This is a genomic window from Bradyrhizobium sp. USDA 4454 (genome assembly GCF_054822705.1).
This window is the reverse complement of record NZ_JBTRCN010000001.1, coordinates 7,566,944-7,585,948: the sequence shown is the minus strand read 5'-3', so window position 1 is coordinate 7,585,948 and position 19,005 is coordinate 7,566,944. Positions and strand designations below refer to the sequence as shown.

The window sequence follows — 19,005 nt, the reverse complement described above, 5'->3', positions numbered from 1 at the left end:
GACCGCGGCCGATCGGTGAGATCCTTCACGGCGCGACGATCTCCTCCGGGTGGAAAGGCTTTTGCAGAAGCACGCTGCCGGCCACCGGCCGCGGGGCGACCGGGGAAAATCCCGTCGCGTAGATCACGGGCAGAAGTGGATCGTGCAGCCGGAAGCCTTCTGCGATCTGCCACCCGTCGATCGGCCCCGGCAGCTTGATGTCGGTCACCAGAACATCGACGGCCTGCCGATCCTGCCAGGCGAGCGCCTCGCGCCCATTCGACGCATGGATCACCTCGAGGCCTGCCTCCCGCAGCGCCTCGACCACGAACTCCCTGATCAGCGGATCGTCCTCCACCAGCAACACGCGCACAGCTGTTTCCTCAAGAATCCACACTCATCGCCTCGCTAACCCGGGCGTATCGAGATTGTTCGGAAGAGAAGTGAATTGCTTTTCGACGCACAGAGCCGCCACTCGACGGCGGGCTCCGGGCGTTTGCCGTCTCGGCAGCGCTCTTTGAGGATCGAAGATGCAGTCCCTTCAGGCGGGCGGATGCGCGGCACAACGCCATACATGCGGCCCGAGCACTGCGGCTTTTCCATCCCTAAGGTCGACCCGAAATCGACGACGCCGGGCGCGGCCCGGCTTGCCCGCGCGGCTTTATCGGTGCTGCGCGAGAGGCGGGAAACATTCGCTGAAACCTTTCCCGTCAAATAGGCGCCCTAGGGCCCTACCCATGCGGATACCCTGCCGCGAGAGGATGCTACTGCAGGTCTTCCCGCAGTCCCTTGAAGAACGGGTGTCGGACCTTCCCTTCCGCCGACTTGGCCCGGTATTCGACCTCGGCAAGCAGCTTCGGCTCGACCCAGATCCCTTTGTGGGCGATCCGCTTCGCGTACGGCTGGGTCTTCCGGATCAGTGGCTTGAGCCGCTTCTGCAGGTCGGCGGCGGAGGCCTTGTCGAAGCCGTGGTCGACCTTGCCGGCGTAGACCAGATCGTCGCCCTTGCGCCGGCCGAGGTAGATGCCGTCCCATTTTCCCTCTGTGAGCGCGAAGCCGGCGATCGGCAGGGTCTCACGCAGCGCGCAGGTCTTCTTGACCCAGTTGTTACCGCGGCCGCTGGCATAGAGACTGTCGCGCACTTTCGAGACCACGCCTTCAAGGCCGACCTTGCAGGCGTGTGCGAACATCTCGGAGCCCTCGATCTCGAAGCTCTCGCTGAACTGAATCTCGGTGCCGCCGACGATCTTCTTGAGCTCGGCCTTTCGCTGGAAGAGCGGCAGCTTCCGCAAGTCGCCGCCGTTCAGATAGAGAAGGTCGAAGGCGACCAGTACGATGCTGGTCGACCTACCCTTCAGTTCGTTCTGAAGGACCGAGAAGTTCGTCGTGCCGTCCGCGGCGGGGACCACGATTTCGCCGTCCACGATCGCCGACGCCGCCTTGATGTGCCAGGCGTCGTCGGCGACCTTCTTGAAACGGTTGGTCCAGTCGTGACCGCGGCGGGTGAAGACCTTCACGGCTTCGTTCGCCAAATGGACCTGGACCCGGTAGCCGTCGAACTTGATTTCGTGAATCCATCGGATACCGGTCGGCACCTTCTCGATCGAGAATGCCAGGGCCGGTTCTACGAAGCCGGGGAACGGCGCCTTGACGCCTATCGCCAACGGTTTTCGACGCTGAAACGCCACGCAACTAAACTCCATCACAACAACTGGCGGACTCAAGCTGCCGGATCCTGAAACAGCGTGGTTTTCGGGGGCTCGGTCAGCGCGTCCCATGGATCCATACTACCGGTCAAAATCTCCACGAGGTACTCGTAAGACAAGCGATTCCCGATGTTTTCGGAGGTGCCCGGGGGGCGGCGGGCCGTTGGTCGATTTTCCTGTCGGTCGGCTCGGCCCATGTCGGAACCGGCAGGCCCCGTTCGTCTTGAATCCGAGTAGCCCGATTTGGAGTTCTGCGTTCATGGCCCCCCGCGCCAACTGGAAAGGTTTTCTTCGGCTGTCCCTGGTCACCTGCCCGGTGGCGCTGTACCCGGCGACGTCCGAGTCGGAAAAAATCTCGTTCAACCAGCTGAACCGGGCGACTGGCCATCGGATCAAGTACGTCAAGGTCGACGCCGACACCGGCGACGAGGTACCCAACGAAGACATCGTCAAGGGCTACAAGGTCGACACCGACACGTTCATCGAGGTGATGAAGGAAGAGCTCGAGAACGTGGCGCTCGAATCGACGCGGACCATCGAGATCGACGAGTTCGTCGACCGCAGCGACATCGATCCGCGGTACCTGATCCGCCCTTACTATCTTCGCCCCGACGGGAAGGTCGGCCACGACGCGTTCGCTGTGATCCGTGACACCATCCGGGAGATGGACAAGGTTGCGATCGGGCGCCCGGTGCTGACCAACCGCGAGCACATCATCGCGATGGAGCCGCTGGACAAGGGCCTCATGGGCACGCTGCTGCGGTACCCGTACGAAGTGCGGGATCCGAAGGAATATTTCGACGAGATACAGGACGTCAAAGTCACCAAGGACATGCTGGATCTCGCCCGGCACATCGTGGACCAAAAGTCCGGCTCGTTCGAGCCCGGCAAGTTCGAGGACCAGTACGAGAGCGCCCTGGTCGAACTGATCAACCAGAAGCGGGCCGGAAAACCGATAGTGCCCAAGGACCGGCCGAAGGGCGAGAACGTGGTCGACCTGATGGAAGCATTGCGCCGAAGCGTCGGCGGTGCTGCGGCTACCGAATCCAAGGCTTCGAAGAAGCCGGTCAAAAAGGGCAAGAAGGCGGTCGTAGGGCAGAAGGAAATGTTGATGCCGATCGCCGGCAAGAAGCCGGCCGAGGAGGCCGCCGCCAAGAAGCCTGCCGCTGGCGCGCGGCGCAAGTCGGCTTGAAGTATCGGTGACGCCTTGCGGCATGGGCTGGGCGTAGGACACCAGTTATCTGAGGTTCGAATTCATGGCACTCGCGCTGTAGACGCAGTCGGTTCGCTGAGAAACACTCCGCAAATCAGGATCGACCGGGCATCGTCCCTTTAGGATTTACGGGCGCAACGCCAGTGGAGTGCCTGCGCGTCTTGCCGAACCGACCAGACCGCTCTCGAGCGCCGACCGCCTTTCGGCCACGGCATGGTCGAACAGATGGAGGCTGAGGCCGAACGCCACCATGTCGTCTTGTTCGATCGCACCGTCATCGTAAAACTTCAGCATTTCGCCGATGATACTGTCGACTTCTCGTTGGGCTGCCAGCAGGTCATCTTCGGACCCAGCTTCCACGAGCTTGGATGTCAGGGCGAGGATACGGTTGCGGTGGCCGGCATCGTCGTCAAGGTCGTCCCTGTTGAGATAGCGGCGCAGCCACGCGGCGGCCGACCCGATGCCGGAGAGAAGCAGTAAGGCGAACCAGAAGTAGTCGCTGTACTTGTCGAGAAAGGTCCGCTCCGTCCCGTTGATGACCGCAGCGGCGCCGCGGTGCACGGAGGGTTCGACTTCCTTCTCAGTATCGGGCTTGGTGATGTGTGCGGCGCCGACGACGCGACGCGTGATGGTGTCGCGGACAGCGAAAAGCTGGCGATAGAAGGCCGCCGCTTTGGCCTCCGACAGCCTCCGCCTTGCGACGATGAGATGGCTGACGCTGATGGTGTCGGCCTTGTCCTCCGGCCAGGCCGGGTTCGCGCTGAAGACGCTTCCAGGAATCTCTTCGGCTTCGTAACGCGGCTGCTTCAACGCGATGGCCTCGGATGCATCGACCGGGAGAAACTTAGGAGCTCCGCGCGATCGCGAGGTCGCGGCGATCGCCTCGGCCGTGATCCTGCTGTCGAGAGGACCGACCGCGAGAAAGGCGTCGAGGGTGGTATCCTGCGCGAGCTTTCCGATCTCGTCGGTCCCGAATTGGACCGTCGCAACCTTATCGGGCTCCACGCCCGAGCCGATCAGAACGGTGCGCAGGAGCGCTAAATTGGCGCCGCTCCTTCCGATGATGCCGACCTTGTGGCCTGCCAGATCGGCGATCTCCGAGATCTTCCCAGTTGCCTTCTTCCGGGAGTCCTTGCCCGGTCGTCCGGAGGGCGTCCAAAGGACGACGTAGTTCTTCCGCAGTACGGCCAACGTCTGCGCATCCGCCGGCATGCTCAGATCGCCGCGACCGACCGCCAGATCGGCCTTGCCGGCGCCCAGCAGAGCGAGCGACTCGGCCGCGCCTTCGGTCTTGATCGCGGAAAGCCTGACTGATCTGCTCTCCTCGCCGAAAGCCTCGGCCATCGCATCCACAACCTGCTGGTCGTCGCTGCCCGCCGGGCCGACCGCTATCCGGAGGGTCTCGGGCTGCAGAATGTAGTAGAGAGCGCCCGCGGCGGCCGCGAAGACGATGAATCCCATCGCGAGCACCGCCAGCAACCGTCTTTGGCGTCCGTTGTGCGCAATCTGGGCAGGGTCAGACGGGATCATCGGCAGAACCTCCGCCACCAAACGAGTGGCTCAGGGATCGGTTCACGAGCCGCTTTTATTTTCCTGCCGAGCTTCCCTCATTGCATCGAACACATCGAGAAGCTGCCTCTCATGGATTGGATTGGCGACGGCGGCGCACAAACCGAGATTTCCACGCCTGGATCGGAGAGCGAACGCTTCGCTCGCATTCGCTCTCCGCGATGCCCAGTTACGTCTTTTCCGGCACCCAAGTGGTGCTGGCGCGATCGTACTTGAAGCCTGGCGCACCCTTCAGGTCGTCCTTGGTTTCGTCGAGCGTGAGCCACCACTTGTCGTTCTTCTTGGCGGTCTTGACCGCGGTGAACGGCACGATGACGTCCTTCTCGCCCGCACCGAGGAAACCGCCGACCCCGATGACGAGCCCCGTGATCTTGCCCGACTTGTCGACGAGGACGTCGTCGATGTCGCCGATCTTGCTCTCCTTCGGATCGTACACGGCCTGCTTGTAGTAGTTCGTGACGGTCCAGCTTTCCGTCGGCGCCGCGCTCAGCACGGTGGTAGCAGCGAAGGCCCCGGTTGCCGTCGTCGCGGCCAGCAGACATCCGATTGCAAGATTTTTCTTCATATCCGAACTCCTCATTTCGTAATGGACCCATCCAACGGGATAAAATGGCAAATGTTCCGATGCTGGAACGCTCTCAGCGCCGTGCAGTAAGGTTTGCAAGTTGCGTGAAGCGAGCCCTGTCGGCTGCACGGTCATTGCAGGTCGATCTCGACCGCCACCCTGACGAGGTCCGAGTGGCTTTTGGCGCCCAGCTTCGTCTTGAGCGCCGAAGTGACGTTCGCGACGGTCTTGTAGGAGAGGCCGAGTTCGGACGCGACTTCCGCTATCCTGTCACCTCTCCCCAGCAGCCTAAGTATCTCGAGTTCGCGCGCGTTCATCCGTGTCAACGGGTTGGCTTTGATCTCAGCGCCGGCGAAGGTCGTCGCTTCGGCCAAGCGAGGCGATACGAAGCGCCCGCCCGCTGCAACCTTCCGTATCGCCTCGGACAGGATCTTGGGATCGTCGCTCTTTGAGACGTATCCTTGGATGCCCATTTCGACGGCGCGCACCACGAAGGCCGGATCATCGCTCACGCTGAGCATGACGATCCGCGCGGCGGGATCGTCCTTGCGGATCCGGCGCGTCAGCTCGAAGCCCGTCAGATCGGGAAGCCTCAAGTCCACGACGGTCACGTCCGGATGCTGCTGCAGGTACGCCTGATGACCCGTCTTCGCGTCGAAGGCCTCCTCGATTTCGACGGAATGGTCCGATGCGAACAGCGCGCGGCATCCCGTCACGACGACAGGATGGTCGTCAACGACCAGCACCCGCACGACGGATTTTGAATTATCCCGCATCGACGATCCTCGATTCACGCGACAGGAACGCCGGGCACGCGCCATTGGTTCGTCTTGTCTCAACGGAAACACCGAAGCGCTCTAAGAACGCAAGCTGCCGATCTTCCGGATCGCTCCTTCCTCCGACGGCGGCCGCAGTACGCCGAGGCTGCGAGCGATGCAGTCGGGAAAAATAGGCAATTGCCCAGTCACAAATCTGGAACCTTGCCACCATCCGCGTGTTCTCGCATGCCGCTTGTTGCGGAGAGGGAGACATTCATGAAGAAGCTGATGCTGACATGCGCGATTGCCGCGCTAATTTCGACGGGCGCGATGGCGCAGTCCACGGTCGTCACCACCACCGGCACGGGTCACACCGCTGCGGTCCAGATCGAGCCGGAATACCGCACGAAGATCCGCACCTACGTGACCGAACACAAGATCCGCCCGGTCGAGAGCCGCGAGAAGATCGTGATCGGCCAGCCGGTGCCGCGCGAGGTGGAGCTCGAGGCCGTGCCCGCCGAGTGGGGGCCCTCGCTCACCAGGTATCGCTACGTCTACTCCGGGGAACGGGTGATGCTGGTCGACCCGTCGACCCGCACGGTCGTTCAGGAGATCGACTGAGTCCTTCGGGGCGGGTCGCCGAATGGGCGGCCCGCCCCGACATCAATCCGGCGCCCGCCGGGTGTTGATTCCTTCCCCGCGAGCGGCCGTCCATGCCCATCATCCGATACTTCGTTTTCGTCGGCGCGCTGCTGCTGGCGTTGCTCTTCGCGGCCGACCGATACCTGCCGGCTCCCGTCGGACGCGCGGCGGCGACCGACCCGGACAGAACCATCATCCGGATCGCCTCGGCGAGAAGACTGCCCGACAAGATCGTGTTCGATACGCGTCCACCGTCCGACGTTCCAGCCGTCGCGCAGGCGGACCCGGTGACTGAACGGCCGCAGCAGCTTGTACGCGAAGCCATGGCCGCCGCGCCCGCAGCGCCTCTTCCGGAGGCCAAGAAAGAGCAGCCGATCCGCGTTTCCGCAGCGCGCCATCCACGCCCCAAGCGCCTTGCTAAGCCGGCAAAAAGAGCACCCGAGCGACAGCTTGCCTTCGACCGGCGTGACACATTTTCAGCCGAATGGTGGTAGAGAAAAGGAAGAGGCCGCGTCTTACGCAGCGCGGCCTCTTCTGCGTCGGACCGACAGCTTCACCAGTGGTGACGATGCCAGCGATGCCGAACCACCGGATAGGATCCGCCATAGTAGGCGTAGGCGGGTCGCACGACGCGCCGATAGCGGTAGCCGTAAGAGACAGGGGCGCTGTAGTACGTGCTGGTGTAGCCGCCGCCCCAGCCATAGGGTTCGTCGTACCCATAATCGTAGGCGTACGGGCCTCCGTAATAGCTGGCGCCGTAGTAGCCGGGACCGCCGTAATATCCGTAGCCCGGGCCCCAGCCGTACGCCGAGGATGCAAGCCCGCCGATTACGGCGCCGGCGACCAGCCCGCCGGCGATGCCTGGGCCCCAGCCACCGCCCCGCCAGCGAGCTTCGGCGGGAGATGTCGTGGCCACCGAAGCCAGACCGAGGGCGCCGACCATGAGCGCCGACATTGCAATCTTCCTCATCGGAATTCCTTTCTCATTGCGTGCCCCCCGGCCGTTAACGGGAAAAATAGGCAATAGTTGCTGCGGCGGCGACATTTGAGGCAAAGTGGGATACGGCGTGAACTTCCAGGTCACGGTGCTCAAGATCCTCGTCAGCTATCCCCGACGGGTTCGCCGTCATGGCGGATCTCAAGCGGGACATGGCCATCCTAGCCACCAGCGGCCACGAGTGGGCGGACAGAACCCGGCGCCTCGCCGCCCGCGTTCCCGATCTCGACCTTTTTTCGCAAGGGCTCGTCGAGCGATTGATCGGCGGATGGCGGATCACCGACAAGGGACGCGCCCTGCTCGACTTCATGGAAGCAAGGCCCGTTGACGCGGAAACGGAGCTTGGCGCTTCCGCCGAAATCCCCGCCTCGGAGAAGGCCACTCCGAGGCTCCTCGCCTCGACGAGGGTCGCCCGAGCGAGGCGCCTGCAGCGCCGCCGGGCGGCACGCGAAAAGGCAAGGGCGCAGGTATGAAGGCTCTGCGCACCAAATCGGGAAAAACTGGAAACTTTCGCCTGCGCGTGGAGTTTGCGTCGATAGCAGTGCGGCGGCGGCCGGAGCCCGAACATGTTCGATGATGTAGTTTTGAAGACGGCTGCGGAAACCGAGTGGACGGCATACCGATCGCGTCACCCCGACGTCAATGCGCGAGATGATGGGCGCTGCCTGCTGCAGCGTCATCTGCAGAGGAGATGGGAAGAGCGACGAAGCGACTCCGAAGAACTCGCGAGCTTCGGAATAGCGTACCTCGACCGTCTCCCTAGAGAGGAATGCTAAAAGGAATTAAAGCGTTCGTTGCGCGGATGGCTCGCGGAAGCACCAGGCCTTACTGGACTTTGCTCGCGATGGCCTGCCTCGCCTCCGCCGCGATCGTCATGGCGCTGCGCTTCGTGGTTGAGGGCTAAAAAAGGGATGCGTTCATCCAAAGAAAAGCGGCCCGCCGGGTTTTTCCCGGTCGGGCCGCGCCAGCGTCAACCGGTTCAGTGCATGTGAACCAGGAAGTATCCGGCACCGCCGACGAAGATGACTGCGGGGACCGCCCACAACAAGATGACGGGCATGATCTTCTCCTCGATTACTCTGTTGTTAAGGAAGGGCCTCGCGGCCCGATGCGATTACTGTTCGGTGCAGACCTTCGTGGTCTTCACGGCGGATTCCGCCTCGACCTTGGTCTTGTACACGCCGTCGCCGACGACCGTGGTGGTGGTCGTGGTCGGCTTGCTGTCGACGACAGTGCACTTCTTCGTGGTGGCGTCGCGCACGATGTAGAACTCCGCGGCGCTTGCGGCCTGCGTACCAAGAGCGAAAGCGGCGAGAGCGCCGCACACGATCAGTTTCTTCATGATGTCCTCTCCTCCATTAGCGACTAAGTATCACGCAAACGAGAGCCAAAACGGAAAGTTCCTCTTTTTCCCGAAGTCGGAACGAGCGTGGAGGCGCTTTTCTGCGAGCGCTTCGCGCTTCCGGACACTACAAGGCGAAGGATTGCCGCTAATTCCCGACTTGGAACCGCTGGCACCATGGAATGTTGATGGGCACCCATGTTTCAGGAGGTTCAGATGAACAAGCGTCTGTTGTTGGCGACCACCGCCCTCGTCGCTATCGCTACTTCGGCTTTCGCCCAATCTTCGCCCAACACTTCGACAACCGCCCCGTCGGCGCAGCGTCAGCAGGATTCTACGACGTCGACTTCGACGCCTTCGACTGCGAACTCGCCGTCCGCTTCGAGCACCAGTCCGTCGACGTCGAGCACGACGCCGACCGGCTCCGCGCAGACTTCGAATCCTTCGTCGACCAATTCGGCGCAGACGCAGGCCCCTTCGAGCTCTAACCAGAGCGCCGCGGGTCAGTCGACTGGTTCCGGCAGCAACACCAACACCAACACCAACACGTCGCAGGCGCCGGCGTCTTCGAATTCGCCGAGCCAGGCGCAGACCAACACCACCAATCCGCCAGCGAACCAGGCCCAGACCAGCCAGCCGTCCAGCGGCCAGACCCAGACCCAGTCGGCCAATCCGCCGGCGACGGGTAGCAATCAGGCGCAGCAGAACCAGACCGGCTCGAACTCCACCAATGCCGCGCAGCGAACCGACGACCGGCAGAACAACGCCGACCGTTCGTCAACCAACGTGAACGCTTCGGTCAACATCAACGACCAGCAGCGCACCCGGGTCAGCCAGTCGATCGCGCGTCTCGACGTCAGGCCGCTCACCAGCGTGAACTTCTCGGTGTCCGTCGGCACCGTCGTTCCGCGCGACGTTCGCCTGCAGCAGCTGCCGGCCGACGTCGTCGAGATCGTCCCGCAATACCGCGGCTATGACTTCGTCGTCGTGAAGGATGAGATCGTCATCGTCGAGCCTTCCAGCTACAAGATCGTCGCCACGCTACCGTATGCCGGCAGGTCCACGGCTTCCGCGCCCGCCCGCAGCGAGGAGCGCAAGACCACCTTCAGCGATCGCGACCGCGAGGTCATCCGAAAGCACGCGAAGGCGCGCCCGGTCGAGCGCGAGAAGCATGTGACCACCGGCAGCACGGTTCGCACCGAGATCCGGACCGGCGAGCGCGTGCCCGAGGGTGTCGAGGTCGAGACTTTCCCCGAGGAAGTCTATCGCGACGCGCCGACGCTGCGGGAGTACCGGTACATCAACCGCGACAGTCACACCTACATCGTGGAGCCGCGCGAGCGCCGCGTCATCGAAGAGATCGACTGACCGTACAGAAAGGGCTTGTTTGAGAAGGAAGGGCCGCCCGCGCGGCCCTTCCGATCAAGAGGGTTCCATATGTCTGCGATCGCGAAACTGACGGAACAGAGGAGGCAGCTTTTGGAGCGACTCGAGGCATAGCCAGGGCCCAACGAAAGAACCGAAATCCAGGCGCTGCTCGCAAAGATCGAGACGGCCCTGCGCCTTCTTGGAGCGGGGGTCACTTAAGATTCTCACGCTACTGGCGGACGCGCAGCGGAGGTGAGCAACTTTCGACAAATTGGCAAACAAGCGAAGGCGACCGGTAGCGGTCGGACCTGCTGGATGCTACGCCGCGTGCTACACTGACGTTTCACGGTCGCGCAGGTGGGCTCCGGTGCCGCGTAAACTGAAGACCTACAAGACCTCCCTCGGCTTCTACGATCTCGCGATCGCCGCGCCTTCCATGAAGGCTGCGCTGGAGGCGTGGGGCGCCGGTAGCAACCTCTTCCACCAGGGACAAGCAACGGAGACCCAGGATCGCGACGTTGTCGCCGCGACCATGGCGAAGCCCGGTGTGGTCCTTAAGCGGCCCGCTGGCTCCAGCGGGCGGTTCGCCGAGCATGCCGATCTGCCGGATGTGGACGAAGGAGCCAAGCCCAAGAAGAGCCGCCGTCCGGAGCCGAAGCGACGAGCGGCTCCCAAGGCCAGCGTCGAGGGTTCGCAAAAGGCCGCTGCGGCTTTCGAGCGCGAGCAGAAGCGCCGCGACGCCAAACATCGCAAGGAGGAGGCGGTTCGGGAGAAGGAGCGCTCAAAGCGCGAGAAGCTGGTCGCGAAAGCCCAGGCGGCGCTGGACGCCGCGCAACGGGAGCACGAAGAAAGGTCCGTGGCGCTCGACGCAGAGCGGCGTGAGGTCGAGAAGCGGATAGAGGCGGAGGACGCGCGCTGGGAAGCCGAAAGGGAGAAGCTCAAGGACGCGCTTCGCCGCGCGCGGGAATAGGAGACGCGCGATCGGGGTAAGGTGGCAGACCTAGTTCAGTTTCAGAGTCTCCCGCGGATCCAATTTGCGAAGCAGTCTTTCGACGGTCTGCCGTTGCCCCACGATATCTTCGCGGACCATTTGCCTTCGTCCGTTCTGACCTGGTCCGATTGAGTATCCGGCGACGTCGAGCTCGGCCTGCGCATGACCTGTCCTCCATCCTACCGGATGACGTCTCGAGACGTTCCCGCGAGGAGCGTAAGGCGCTTCGCCATCAGTTCGATGGTTTTGCGCTCGTCGTCCTCCGCTTGGCTCGCTCCGCTCTTGCCGCGCAAGCCAGTTTTCGATGGCCTGCAGTCGCGTCGCGAGCGCGACGGCGTCGTCACCGAACCATCCGCTTACCATCGTACTGAATTCGGCCCTCATCTCGCTGGAGATACGGACATGCAGGCAAGGCGTTTCGCGACCGTCAGGCGCCCGGTTCGGATTCCTTCCCGACATTCTCCATCTGACCGCGGAACTAGCCGCGCGCTCGGCGGCCTCGCTGATGCCGGGCAGTCGGTGACGCTGGTGCGGCTCGAGGGTATCGCGGCGTCGGTGGCGCACCGGACCGGATCGCTGAGCCGGACGCTGTCTTCATATGGGACGGTCGACAGCCTCAGGCGGTTGGTCAGGTTGTGGCCGCGGTTGCAGGTCGTTGGTCGTTCCCCGACCGATCCGCGACCGTGTCGGGCGGCAGATTGATCTTCATCTTACAGACGACCCCCGAAGGTTCGAACAGAAGTTGAGTGTCGCCTCCGAACTGAGCGAGTGCGCGCGACAAGAGCCGGAGTCCAAATCCCTGTTTTTGGGGAGCGACGACCGGCGGTCCGTCCCTTTCTTGCCAATCGATCTCGAGGAGGGTGCCGGCCATCCTCGAGATGAGAAGCACCACACCGCCCGGTACGGACAGAGAGCCGTATTTTGCCGAGTTGGTCGCAAGCTCGTGGACCAGAAGCGCCAGCGTCAAGGCGTATTTGGGCGGAAGCCTTACGTCGGGTCCTTGGATTACGACCCGCGACGCGACGTACGGCCCCAACTCGGTCGTCGCGATGTCATGCACGAACGCACCCTGTCCGTTAGCTTCCTCTATCAGGTGATCCGTCGCCGTCAGGGCCGCGAGGCGGCTGAGGATGCCGTCGCGTACCTGCGGCTGCTCCCTGAGCTGCACGCTGACGATCGCCTGTATGGTCGCGATTTTGTTCTTGAGTCTGTGGGCCAATTCTTGGACCGCTAACTTCCGCAGATGCTCTTCGTCCTCGAGGCGTTTCGCGATGCGTCGAAAATGGTCGGCTCCCAACACCAGGAGCATCGAAACGAATGCGAAGACGATGAGGGTCAGTCGGTCTCCGTTGCGGTCCAGGGCAAAGCTGAAGGCGGGAGGCATGAAGGCCCACCAGGCGGTCACCGCGCCGAGGACCGCCACCAGAACTGCCGGACCGATGCCGCCGAGAAGAGCTGTGAAAGCCACGGCTGGGTAATAGGCGATGAGCGGCGAGGCATTTTGATCGAGCCACATAAGCCAACACTCGAAAAGACCGGCGACCAAAGCGCAGGCCAGAGCGAAGGCATACGATCTCGGGGATCCCGGAGGGATGTACGCGCGCAGACGCGCCAAAGCCGAATCCACCGCTGCGGCCAACGTCGCCGGGTCGCCTTGCTGCATGGCAGGACCCCCTCTCGACTACTCTGAAAGGTACCTTGGCAAAAAATTAGCACATTGTTTTCGAGCGTAAAGACCCGCTTGGCTTTCGGGGCAGGTACGGCCGGCTTCCCCCTCGGGCATTCGTGGCACCCGCAAAAACCGGTCATTTACCCTCCGGAATTGAGTCGAAAAAAAATCGCTGCGGGCCCTTGAAACTTTTCTCTCGCTTCCAAATTTTTTCGGCGTCGTCCTACGACGATCGGGATGCCCTTGGGGTCCCGCCACTTGAGACGGGCTCCGGCCGTGTCCGGTGCCGCTGGAAACCATTTTGCTCCTAGGAGGATCTGGCTATGCGCACTGTAGATTTTTCGCCCCTCTTCCGGTCGGCCATCGGCTTCGACCGTCTTTTCGACCTCGCCGAAGCCGCCCAGCGCGCGGGTGAGGAAACCTATCCCCCCTACAACATCGAACGTCTCGACGAGAACCGCTTCCAGATCTCGGTCGCGCTCGCCGGCTTCACGCCGGAGGAAGTCGCGCTGACGGTTGAGCAGAACGTCCTGACGTTGGAGGGCCACAAGAGCGAGAAGGAGGGCAAGACCTTCCTGCACCGCGGCATCTCGGCCCGCAACTTCAAGCGGCAGTTCACCCTCGCCGACCACGTCGAGGTCAAGGGCGCCAGCTTCGAGAACGGCCTGCTGGTCATCGACCTCCAGCGGGAGATCCCCGAGGCGATGAAGCCGCGGCGCATCGCGATCAACGGTACTGCGCCCAGCAACGTGACGCAGATCGAATCCAGGGCAGCCTGAGGTCGTCTTTCGGATTTATCGACCAGGCCGCGCGAGTCTTCCCGCGCGGCTATCTCCTAAACTCGTCTTTGAAATGGAGGAAGCCATGCGGCCGACGACCGCTTCTCACGATAACGTTGTCGATCTCAACGCCATCATCCATCCCGGTACGGTCTTCGAACATCCCCTGGACGTAGTCTCTCACTCCACTCTGAGCCTGTCCGAGAAACGCGCCATCCTGGCTTCGTGGGCATCGGACGCTTCCGCGATCGCATCGTGCCCGTCGCTGCGTGCACCCGAGGGGCTGAAGGCGCCTGTCACGATCGACGAGATACTGGAGGCGCTTTGCGCGCTAGACGAAGGCCCACGGCATCCGCCCGGCGGCAAGCCGATGCGACTGTGGCCGGTCGAACGGGCCGCAGCCTAGGAGGAGGATGGGAGCGATGAAGATTCTCGATGAGAACCTTGCCCGCATCCGTGCACACCTCAACAACATCCACCGCTATCGCAGTCTGCTGAAGAAAGACGGGTTTGTCGGACATCGAGCGCCAGTTCGTCGAGCGGCGTCTGTCGGAGGAGAGCTCGGCGTTGGAGGCGTTGACTTCCCAGACGTTTCCCATGGCCCTTTCCATGCCCCCGAGCCGAGTCTCGCCGGCGACGACGGGGGGCGCGCCGTGACCGATATGCGGGAGATGCTGATCTACGGCAGCGAGAAGGTCATCTTCCACTACCGGCAGCTGCTTGCGAGCGCAAAGACCGAGAAGGAGCGGGAACTTTATCTGAGCCGGATCGAGCGCGAGCAGAGGCTGTTGGGCCAGCTTCGAGACGGCTTGCCACGGAGGTCCGCGGCATGAAGCTCGACATGGATGAAGACCGCTATCCGGGCTACGACATCGTGTTGAAGCAGCGCGGGCGCGGGCGGTGGAAGTGGGCCGTCTGTGGGCACGAAGGGGAAGCCGTGATAACCGGCTCCGAGTGCAGCCGTGCGGGCGCAAGGTACAAGGCGGGGCGGGCGCTGTTCATGCTGCTATGCTCTAGTGCATCTCGTGCGATGTCCGCCGGCGACGCCAGGGCCGCCGACTCGGGCTGATCAGCATTCCGGACAGGTGTCGCCGATCGAGTCCAACACGCTGCGGACCTCGGCTTGCGCCTCGCCAGGCGAGGCGCCGGGCGGCGGATCCTGGCGGGCGATCTCGAAGGCTCGCTCGCGTGCATGAGGGTCGGCTCGGTCCTTCGCCCAGCCGTGCTCCTCGCATTCGTGAGTCGCGCCGGCTTCCTGCAGCACTTGGATGGCCCACCCTCTCAGCGTCCGAATCGCCGGCCGTCGTTCCTTCGTCATCAGCATTGAGATCGCTCCTGCCTGGACGAATCCTTTCGCCAGCTGCTCGTTCCGCGCAGTTAGCACGCAGCAGGGATTCGCGATCGGCAGGGCTGGAGCCTGTCCACCGTGTTCCGCCCTCGTCAGAGCCTTCGACCAGAAGTAGAAGACTCATAGCAGATTGAGGACCGCCTGACGAAGCGCCTGCGTCAGCGCGCCGGCGCAGGATCCTCCTTCACGCCGCGCGTGACGATTCTTAACGCCCCATCCGGAAGCGGCCGCTGCAGCTTCAGCGCTTCGCCCGTGGGCGCAGTCATCTAGGTCTCGACCTCTTGGGACGTCGTCAAAATCACAGGCATCGCTTCGGATGGCAGAACAGTGCATCCTCAAGCATCAAGATCGGCGTCCGCGCGGGCCGCCTAATATCACGCAGTGAAACCAGTGAAAGCCGCCGGCAACGGCACTTGGCCTCAAGCAGATCGTATCCGCCGTTGATGGCCTTGCCGATCGTTCGATGATCGGGCGCATTTCACCAGTCGTCCATGCCCACATCAGTGCATTCCAAGCCTCGCATTCCAGCCTATCAGCTTCGCGGATCTTGGCTTCCGCTGCACTGCGGATCAGCTTCGATTGCTCGAAGTAGGTATCGTGCAGCCCGTCTGCATGACGAACGCCCTTAGCTTGGGCCTTTCTCAGGTCGCCGGAGAGCGGGATCGGAATGATGCGCGGGGACATTTAGTCATAATCGCGCCGAATCGAACTCGGGGAAGTCGCGAGGGCTAGGGAAAGGAGGAAGTAGCGACACCTGTCATTGGTCAATGTATTGACGCAGGCTCGGACAGCCGGTTGCCAGGCAGGCTTGAACTGAGCCCTCAATCCAGCTTCGCGTTGATATTATTGTGTTTTTCGGTCCGGCGATCTGCTTCTGTGTGGCACTCTTGTGTGACGTTTTCGCATCCATGTTACCATACAACCAGGACGCCGCGTGCAGACAATGTCATGATAATTTTCACTGGCAGCGATCTCCGGTGGCTCGACAGCGACGATAACACAATCGGGTACTCGGATTTGGCGGGCGCAGAACACCCGGGAGCGGCACTTCAAGTCCATGCCCAATCGCAGGCGGTCTGCCGACTACATCGCCGAACCGCTGTGACCGCCTTCTCCAGCCGTCGCGAGCGACGCCGACCCTCTGGACCCCGTCAAACCGGCTTGATGGCCTTCTGCTTCAGCGCCATTGTCTCTACCCAGGTCCTCAAGGCTATGATCTCTGCCTGAACTACGTCGGGTGTGGGCAAGGGCGTATTCAGCCCCCGCGCTTCGCTGTGTAGAAGTGCCGAGCACCTGCCGAAGGCGTCGCGGACCTCTTCGCAATCCTTAACGGTGATAGAGGTTAACTTCACCAGTCCATCAGTCGAAACCTTGTTTGAAAGTCGTCGCAAGACGGGGCCTACGGCGTCTTCGACCGCTCTCTCCCACGAGGTCCGAAGCTGCTCCTGGAAGGAGCGCACCGAGATTTCCCATTCTGCTTGATTACCGCGGTCGTGCTTGATCCGCTCGTTGTCCAAGCGATGTTGCATGCCGTCGATGACCAATGCGAGAGGTTTCGCCCGCAGAGGTGGCTCAGCGCTGCAGAAGCCTGTGTTGTCGAGGCCGCGGCTGATGGACTTGACCGTCATTGTCGGCTTCGGGTCGAGGTCGCCGCACGCCTCGTCCAGCATGAACAGGAACGCGATGTCGTGAGTGAACACGATTGTCTGGCGATGGACCGCCTCCTCGGCCAACCGCTTCGCGACGCTGGTGCGGTGCATGTGATCGAGCGATGATACGGGATCATCGAAGACGATCGTCGACCGGCTGTCGCTGGTGGCTAACTCGGCCAGGAACGCCGCGAGCGCCACGCATCGGTATTCACCCTCGCTCAGGACCGTGCCGACTCCAGCTGTGGGCTTCCGTGTCAACGTCACCTTGAAGCGCGGTACTCCGTGCAGGCTTTTTTCGCGCTTCAACTCGATCGCTAGAGGTGCCACGCCGATCCGTCCGATTTCCCTCGCGAACTGTGCCCTCAACGCATTCGTGACGAGCGACTCGGCGACCTCCGTACTCTTGAGCGTTATCTTCGTTGTCGCCGTGTCCTGGACCGCGGCTTTGAGCGCGGCGATCTGCTTGGCGCGGTCGATCTCGGCGAGAGCGTCCGCTTCGACGGTCGCGAGCCAATTCCGGTCTGCAAGGGCGTTGCACTCCGCGGTCATGCCGCGACGCTCGGGCGAATCCGCTTCTGCCGTCATGACCGCCACCCGAGCGGATATATCCGCGAGCTTCGCCGTCACGATATCGACGGGAGGAGGTTCGACGCCGCGATGACCATTTCGACCGTTATCGCGAGTGATCTGCCGCATGCTCCACGAATTGATCACGATCGACCGGCGAAAAGCTGCTGCCAAGACTTCGTCGCCAAGCTCGTTGGCTACGAACTTGGTCGCCTCCTTCCACTCCGATGGCAATACTCGCGCAGTGATAATCGCGTTAACGCTGGTGTCGTAGGCATCTTTCGCATCGCTCTCGCGGCGTTGGCTTTCGTTCTTGATGAACTCCTCGAAGCGCTTTAGTCGAGAACCTGCCTCGCTGCCGATCTCCTGTTGGCATAGTACGCAGACGCCGGGCGAACTGGCGACGGGAAACGGCTTTCCCGGATATGCTTCTGTCTCGGAATATCGACGGGCCGCTTGCCACAGTGCCCGCCAGGCGTCGGAGCCAATGTTGGGCAACGGTTCGGCCGCGAAGAGAGCCGAGGAGGCGGCGGCGGCCGCCTCGCGTGCGACTGCATATGCTTCGGCGGCCGCATTCAGCGCCTCGGCTTTCTCCCGAGAGACAGCCTCGGCGAGCGCTGCAGTTCGCAGTCCCAGAGCTTCGATTCTTTCCCGCTGCGCGTTCAGTTGACGGCCAGCCTTGATCGGATCGCTCGCTAGATCACTATTGAGCTGCGTCAGTCGTTCGCTTTCTGCAGGGTCGAGCCTTGCAAGCTTCTGGACCTGTGCGGGCGTACACCTACCGAGACGGGCGAGAGCGAGCAATTTAGCGACTTCAGAATCGGGCCGGCAGGGCGGCTGCCTTATCACCTGAGGTGTCTGAGCCTCGATCCTCTTGACGTCCTCCTCAAGCTTTGCGCGTAGGTCCTGACACGTTTTGGCGAGTTGTCCCAGAATCCGCAGAGGGAAAGGCGTGTAGGCGACATCATTGACCACGTCGACGTGCACGCTTGCCGTCCGGCTGTCGAAGACGCTGACGGCGGATAATACCGGATCAGCCGGATTTCCAGCGACCCACGTCGACGAGGCGTTCTGATTGTTCACAGCGAAGTCGACGGTTGCCGTCGGCGTTCCCGGATTCGGATCGTAGATGTTTGGAAGGACGGCCTCGCTTCGGCTTCCGAGGCGTGCTCGGCACATCTGCTTCAGGATGCGCGCATAGCCCGATTTACCCGAGCCGTTGTCGCCGTAGACAACCGTCAGCCCGCTTTTGGTGAAGGTCAGCCTCTCGTCTTCCGCGAGGGCGTTGACGTGCTTGACGTCGCGGACATGTCTGAGCGTCACGACTGGATTACCCGCGGCGATGGCCTTCACATGGGAGGCGTCCAGTGGTCTGCCCGCGGCGTCGCCTTTGCAGATCGCGAGAAGTTCGGTTAGGTCCGCGTCGTCGAGATCGGGGACCGCACAAAGGCGGCGTAGCGCGTCACGTTGCCAGTCGGGACATTCTTCCGACCATTTGACGAGGCCAGCGAGTACCGTCGCTTCGCTGGTCGAAAAATCGGGCATGAGTAAGGACCATCAGGGGCGCCGCACGCCCGCCAAAAAGGTTGCAGGAATCGGAAGGTGCATCGTGAGGTTAATCGAGTTTCCGATTCCTTGGAATGGCCACGCCGGTTCGCGAGTAGGAATGAGGTAGCTAGTCACGTCCTGCACGGCGTTCGTGTCTCCGCCGACAAAGGGGGTGCACGGCCTATGCGGTCCTCTTGGCGCTGTCCTGACCGAAAGCGGAAGTTGGCTCATTTGATCGTTATCGACGCTCATGAGCCGCAGCGCACGCTTCCTGGCGCTCGCTCATGTCGCCTTATGACCGAAATACGTGCA

The 19,005-nt window shown here is 62.4% G+C and carries 21 protein-coding genes and 2 pseudogenes; 11 read left to right on the top strand and 12 right to left on the bottom strand.

Annotated features, from left to right (window positions below):
* Positions 1-25: 25 nt before the first annotated feature.
* Entirely contained in the window at positions 26-352 is a 327-nt protein-coding gene (locus ACVIW0_RS35365; RefSeq protein ID WP_461356551.1) for a response regulator transcription factor, read from the bottom strand.
* 180 nt (positions 353-532) lie between these two features.
* Here ACVIW0_RS35365 and ACVIW0_RS35360 point away from each other — a divergent pair, with 180 nt between their 5' ends.
* Positions 533-697, top strand: coding sequence for a hypothetical protein (locus tag ACVIW0_RS35360; RefSeq protein WP_461356550.1), 165 nt, complete (start codon positions 533-535; stop codon positions 695-697).
* Positions 698-743: 46 nt separating this feature from the next.
* Here the strand turns inward: ACVIW0_RS35360 and ligD are convergent, their stop codons facing one another.
* Positions 744-1,667 carry a non-homologous end-joining DNA ligase gene (gene ligD / locus ACVIW0_RS35355; RefSeq protein WP_461356549.1) on the bottom strand — a complete coding sequence of 308 codons (924 nt, stop codon included), beginning with the start codon at positions 1,665-1,667 and terminating at the stop codon, positions 744-746.
* 277 nt (positions 1,668-1,944) lie between these two features.
* Here ligD and ku point away from each other — a divergent pair, with 277 nt between their 5' ends.
* A complete protein-coding gene (gene ku, locus ACVIW0_RS35350) occupies positions 1,945-2,877 on the top strand; it encodes a non-homologous end joining protein Ku (RefSeq protein WP_461356548.1) in 933 nt (310 codons plus the stop codon).
* Positions 2,878-3,024: 147 nt separating this feature from the next.
* On the opposite strand, the gene ACVIW0_RS35345 is transcribed toward ku, so the two are convergent.
* From ACVIW0_RS35345 to ACVIW0_RS35335, 3 genes are all read right to left on the bottom strand, one after another.
* Positions 3,025-4,428 (bottom strand): TAXI family TRAP transporter solute-binding subunit, encoded by a 1,404-nt coding sequence (locus tag ACVIW0_RS35345; protein ID WP_461356547.1) that lies wholly within the window; start codon positions 4,426-4,428, stop codon positions 3,025-3,027.
* A 208-nt stretch (positions 4,429-4,636) separates the two neighbouring features.
* A complete protein-coding gene (locus ACVIW0_RS35340) occupies positions 4,637-5,032 on the bottom strand; it encodes a PRC-barrel domain-containing protein (protein WP_461356546.1) in 396 nt (131 codons plus the stop codon).
* Positions 5,033-5,163: 131 nt separating this feature from the next.
* The gene (locus tag ACVIW0_RS35335) at positions 5,164-5,808 is read right to left on the bottom strand and encodes a response regulator transcription factor (protein ID WP_461356545.1); all 645 of its coding nucleotides are present in this window, start codon (positions 5,806-5,808) and stop codon (positions 5,164-5,166) included.
* Between the two features lie 258 nt (positions 5,809-6,066).
* Here ACVIW0_RS35335 and ACVIW0_RS35330 point away from each other — a divergent pair, with 258 nt between their 5' ends.
* Positions 6,067-6,411: a DUF1236 domain-containing protein gene (locus ACVIW0_RS35330; RefSeq protein WP_461356544.1), complete on the top strand. Its 345-nt coding sequence runs from the start codon at positions 6,067-6,069 to the stop codon at positions 6,409-6,411.
* A gap of 92 nt (positions 6,412-6,503) precedes the next feature.
* Positions 6,504-6,926 carry a hypothetical protein gene (locus ACVIW0_RS35325; protein ID WP_461356543.1) on the top strand — a complete coding sequence of 141 codons (423 nt, stop codon included), beginning with the start codon at positions 6,504-6,506 and terminating at the stop codon, positions 6,924-6,926.
* 59 nt (positions 6,927-6,985) lie between these two features.
* On the opposite strand, the gene ACVIW0_RS35320 is transcribed toward ACVIW0_RS35325, so the two are convergent.
* The gene (locus ACVIW0_RS35320) at positions 6,986-7,402 is read right to left on the bottom strand and encodes a hypothetical protein (protein ID WP_461356542.1); all 417 of its coding nucleotides are present in this window, start codon (positions 7,400-7,402) and stop codon (positions 6,986-6,988) included.
* Positions 7,403-7,499: 97 nt separating this feature from the next.
* On the opposite strand from ACVIW0_RS35320, the pseudogene ACVIW0_RS35315 reads away from it, so the two are divergent.
* Positions 7,500-7,902: pseudogene (locus ACVIW0_RS35315) on the top strand (hypothetical protein).
* A 641-nt stretch (positions 7,903-8,543) separates the two neighbouring features.
* On the opposite strand, the gene ACVIW0_RS35310 reads toward ACVIW0_RS35315, so the two are convergent.
* Complete coding sequence (locus tag ACVIW0_RS35310) at positions 8,544-8,771, bottom strand: hypothetical protein (protein WP_057746595.1); 228 nt, start codon at positions 8,769-8,771, stop codon at positions 8,544-8,546.
* Between the two features lie 216 nt (positions 8,772-8,987).
* On the opposite strand from ACVIW0_RS35310, the gene ACVIW0_RS35305 reads away from it, so the two are divergent.
* Together ACVIW0_RS35305 and ACVIW0_RS35300 are read left to right on the top strand one after the other, a co-directional pair.
* The gene (locus ACVIW0_RS35305; protein WP_461356541.1) at positions 8,988-10,139 is read left to right on the top strand and encodes a DUF1236 domain-containing protein; all 1,152 of its coding nucleotides are present in this window, start codon (positions 8,988-8,990) and stop codon (positions 10,137-10,139) included.
* Positions 10,140-10,506: 367 nt separating this feature from the next.
* Positions 10,507-11,109: a cell envelope biogenesis protein TolA gene (locus ACVIW0_RS35300; RefSeq protein ID WP_461356540.1), complete on the top strand. Its 603-nt coding sequence runs from the start codon at positions 10,507-10,509 to the stop codon at positions 11,107-11,109.
* Between the two features lie 649 nt (positions 11,110-11,758).
* On the opposite strand, the gene ACVIW0_RS35295 is transcribed toward ACVIW0_RS35300, so the two are convergent.
* Positions 11,759-12,793, bottom strand: a complete 1,035-nt coding sequence (locus tag ACVIW0_RS35295; protein ID WP_461356539.1) for a sensor histidine kinase — start codon at positions 12,791-12,793, stop codon at positions 11,759-11,761.
* Positions 12,794-13,122: 329 nt separating this feature from the next.
* On the opposite strand from ACVIW0_RS35295, the gene ACVIW0_RS35290 reads away from it, so the two are divergent.
* The 4 genes from ACVIW0_RS35290 (at position 13,123) to ACVIW0_RS35275 (ending at position 14,647) form a co-directional block, all read left to right on the top strand.
* On the top strand, positions 13,123-13,578 hold the full coding sequence (locus ACVIW0_RS35290) for an Hsp20 family protein (protein ID WP_461356538.1): 456 nt from the start codon (positions 13,123-13,125) through the stop codon (positions 13,576-13,578).
* A gap of 85 nt (positions 13,579-13,663) precedes the next feature.
* Positions 13,664-13,984 (top strand): hypothetical protein, encoded by a 321-nt coding sequence (locus ACVIW0_RS35285; RefSeq protein WP_461356537.1) that lies wholly within the window; start codon positions 13,664-13,666, stop codon positions 13,982-13,984.
* A 16-nt stretch (positions 13,985-14,000) separates the two neighbouring features.
* Positions 14,001-14,411, top strand: coding sequence for a hypothetical protein (locus ACVIW0_RS35280; protein WP_461356536.1), 411 nt, complete (start codon positions 14,001-14,003; stop codon positions 14,409-14,411).
* Entirely contained in the window at positions 14,408-14,647 is a 240-nt protein-coding gene (locus ACVIW0_RS35275) for a hypothetical protein (RefSeq protein WP_461356535.1), read from the top strand. The genes ACVIW0_RS35280 and ACVIW0_RS35275 overlap by 4 nt, the downstream gene beginning before the upstream one ends.
* Here ACVIW0_RS35275 and ACVIW0_RS35270 read toward each other — a convergent pair whose 3' ends face one another.
* From ACVIW0_RS35270 to ACVIW0_RS35255, 4 genes and pseudogenes are all read right to left on the bottom strand, one after another.
* Positions 14,648-14,902 carry a hypothetical protein gene (locus ACVIW0_RS35270; RefSeq protein WP_461356534.1) on the bottom strand — a complete coding sequence of 85 codons (255 nt, stop codon included), beginning with the start codon at positions 14,900-14,902 and terminating at the stop codon, positions 14,648-14,650. It lies immediately after the preceding gene.
* A 182-nt stretch (positions 14,903-15,084) separates the two neighbouring features.
* Positions 15,085-15,240, bottom strand: a pseudogene (locus tag ACVIW0_RS35265) (SOS response-associated peptidase); the annotation flags it as partial.
* A gap of 28 nt (positions 15,241-15,268) precedes the next feature.
* Entirely contained in the window at positions 15,269-15,610 is a 342-nt protein-coding gene (locus ACVIW0_RS35260; RefSeq protein WP_461356533.1) for a hypothetical protein, read from the bottom strand.
* Positions 15,611-16,077: 467 nt separating this feature from the next.
* Positions 16,078-18,690 carry an AAA family ATPase gene (locus tag ACVIW0_RS35255; RefSeq protein WP_461356532.1) on the bottom strand — a complete coding sequence of 871 codons (2,613 nt, stop codon included), beginning with the start codon at positions 18,688-18,690 and terminating at the stop codon, positions 16,078-16,080.
* Positions 18,691-19,005: the final 315 nt, after the last annotated feature.

What these genes read in the sequence shown, in the direction of transcription:
- ACVIW0_RS35360 (WP_461356550.1), top strand. Translation starts at nt 533, where the DNA reads ATGCGCGGCACAACGCCATACATGCGGCCCGAGCACTGCGGCTTTTCC.
- ku (WP_461356548.1), top strand. Translation starts at nt 1,945, where the DNA reads ATGGCCCCCCGCGCCAACTGGAAAGGTTTTCTTCGGCTGTCCCTGGTC.
- ACVIW0_RS35345 (WP_461356547.1), bottom strand. Translation starts at nt 4,428, where the DNA reads ATGATCCCGTCTGACCCTGCCCAGATTGCGCACAACGGACGCCAAAGA.
- ACVIW0_RS35340 (WP_461356546.1), bottom strand. Translation starts at nt 5,032, where the DNA reads ATGAAGAAAAATCTTGCAATCGGATGTCTGCTGGCCGCGACGACGGCA.
- ACVIW0_RS35335 (WP_461356545.1), bottom strand. Translation starts at nt 5,808, where the DNA reads ATGCGGGATAATTCAAAATCCGTCGTGCGGGTGCTGGTCGTTGACGAC.
- ACVIW0_RS35330 (WP_461356544.1), top strand. Translation starts at nt 6,067, where the DNA reads ATGAAGAAGCTGATGCTGACATGCGCGATTGCCGCGCTAATTTCGACG.
- ACVIW0_RS35325 (WP_461356543.1), top strand. Translation starts at nt 6,504, where the DNA reads ATGCCCATCATCCGATACTTCGTTTTCGTCGGCGCGCTGCTGCTGGCG.
- ACVIW0_RS35320 (WP_461356542.1), bottom strand. Translation starts at nt 7,402, where the DNA reads ATGAGGAAGATTGCAATGTCGGCGCTCATGGTCGGCGCCCTCGGTCTG.
- ACVIW0_RS35310 (WP_057746595.1), bottom strand. Translation starts at nt 8,771, where the DNA reads ATGAAGAAACTGATCGTGTGCGGCGCTCTCGCCGCTTTCGCTCTTGGT.
- ACVIW0_RS35305 (WP_461356541.1), top strand. Translation starts at nt 8,988, where the DNA reads ATGAACAAGCGTCTGTTGTTGGCGACCACCGCCCTCGTCGCTATCGCT.
- ACVIW0_RS35295 (WP_461356539.1), bottom strand. Translation starts at nt 12,793, where the DNA reads ATGCAGCAAGGCGACCCGGCGACGTTGGCCGCAGCGGTGGATTCGGCT.
- ACVIW0_RS35290 (WP_461356538.1), top strand. Translation starts at nt 13,123, where the DNA reads ATGCGCACTGTAGATTTTTCGCCCCTCTTCCGGTCGGCCATCGGCTTC.
- ACVIW0_RS35285 (WP_461356537.1), top strand. Translation starts at nt 13,664, where the DNA reads ATGCGGCCGACGACCGCTTCTCACGATAACGTTGTCGATCTCAACGCC.
- ACVIW0_RS35280 (WP_461356536.1), top strand. Translation starts at nt 14,001, where the DNA reads ATGAAGATTCTCGATGAGAACCTTGCCCGCATCCGTGCACACCTCAAC.
- ACVIW0_RS35275 (WP_461356535.1), top strand. Translation starts at nt 14,408, where the DNA reads ATGAAGCTCGACATGGATGAAGACCGCTATCCGGGCTACGACATCGTG.
- ACVIW0_RS35270 (WP_461356534.1), bottom strand. Translation starts at nt 14,902, where the DNA reads ATGCTGATGACGAAGGAACGACGGCCGGCGATTCGGACGCTGAGAGGG.
- ACVIW0_RS35260 (WP_461356533.1), bottom strand. Translation starts at nt 15,610, where the DNA reads ATGTCCCCGCGCATCATTCCGATCCCGCTCTCCGGCGACCTGAGAAAG.
- ACVIW0_RS35255 (WP_461356532.1), bottom strand. Translation starts at nt 18,690, where the DNA reads ATGCCCGATTTTTCGACCAGCGAAGCGACGGTACTCGCTGGCCTCGTC.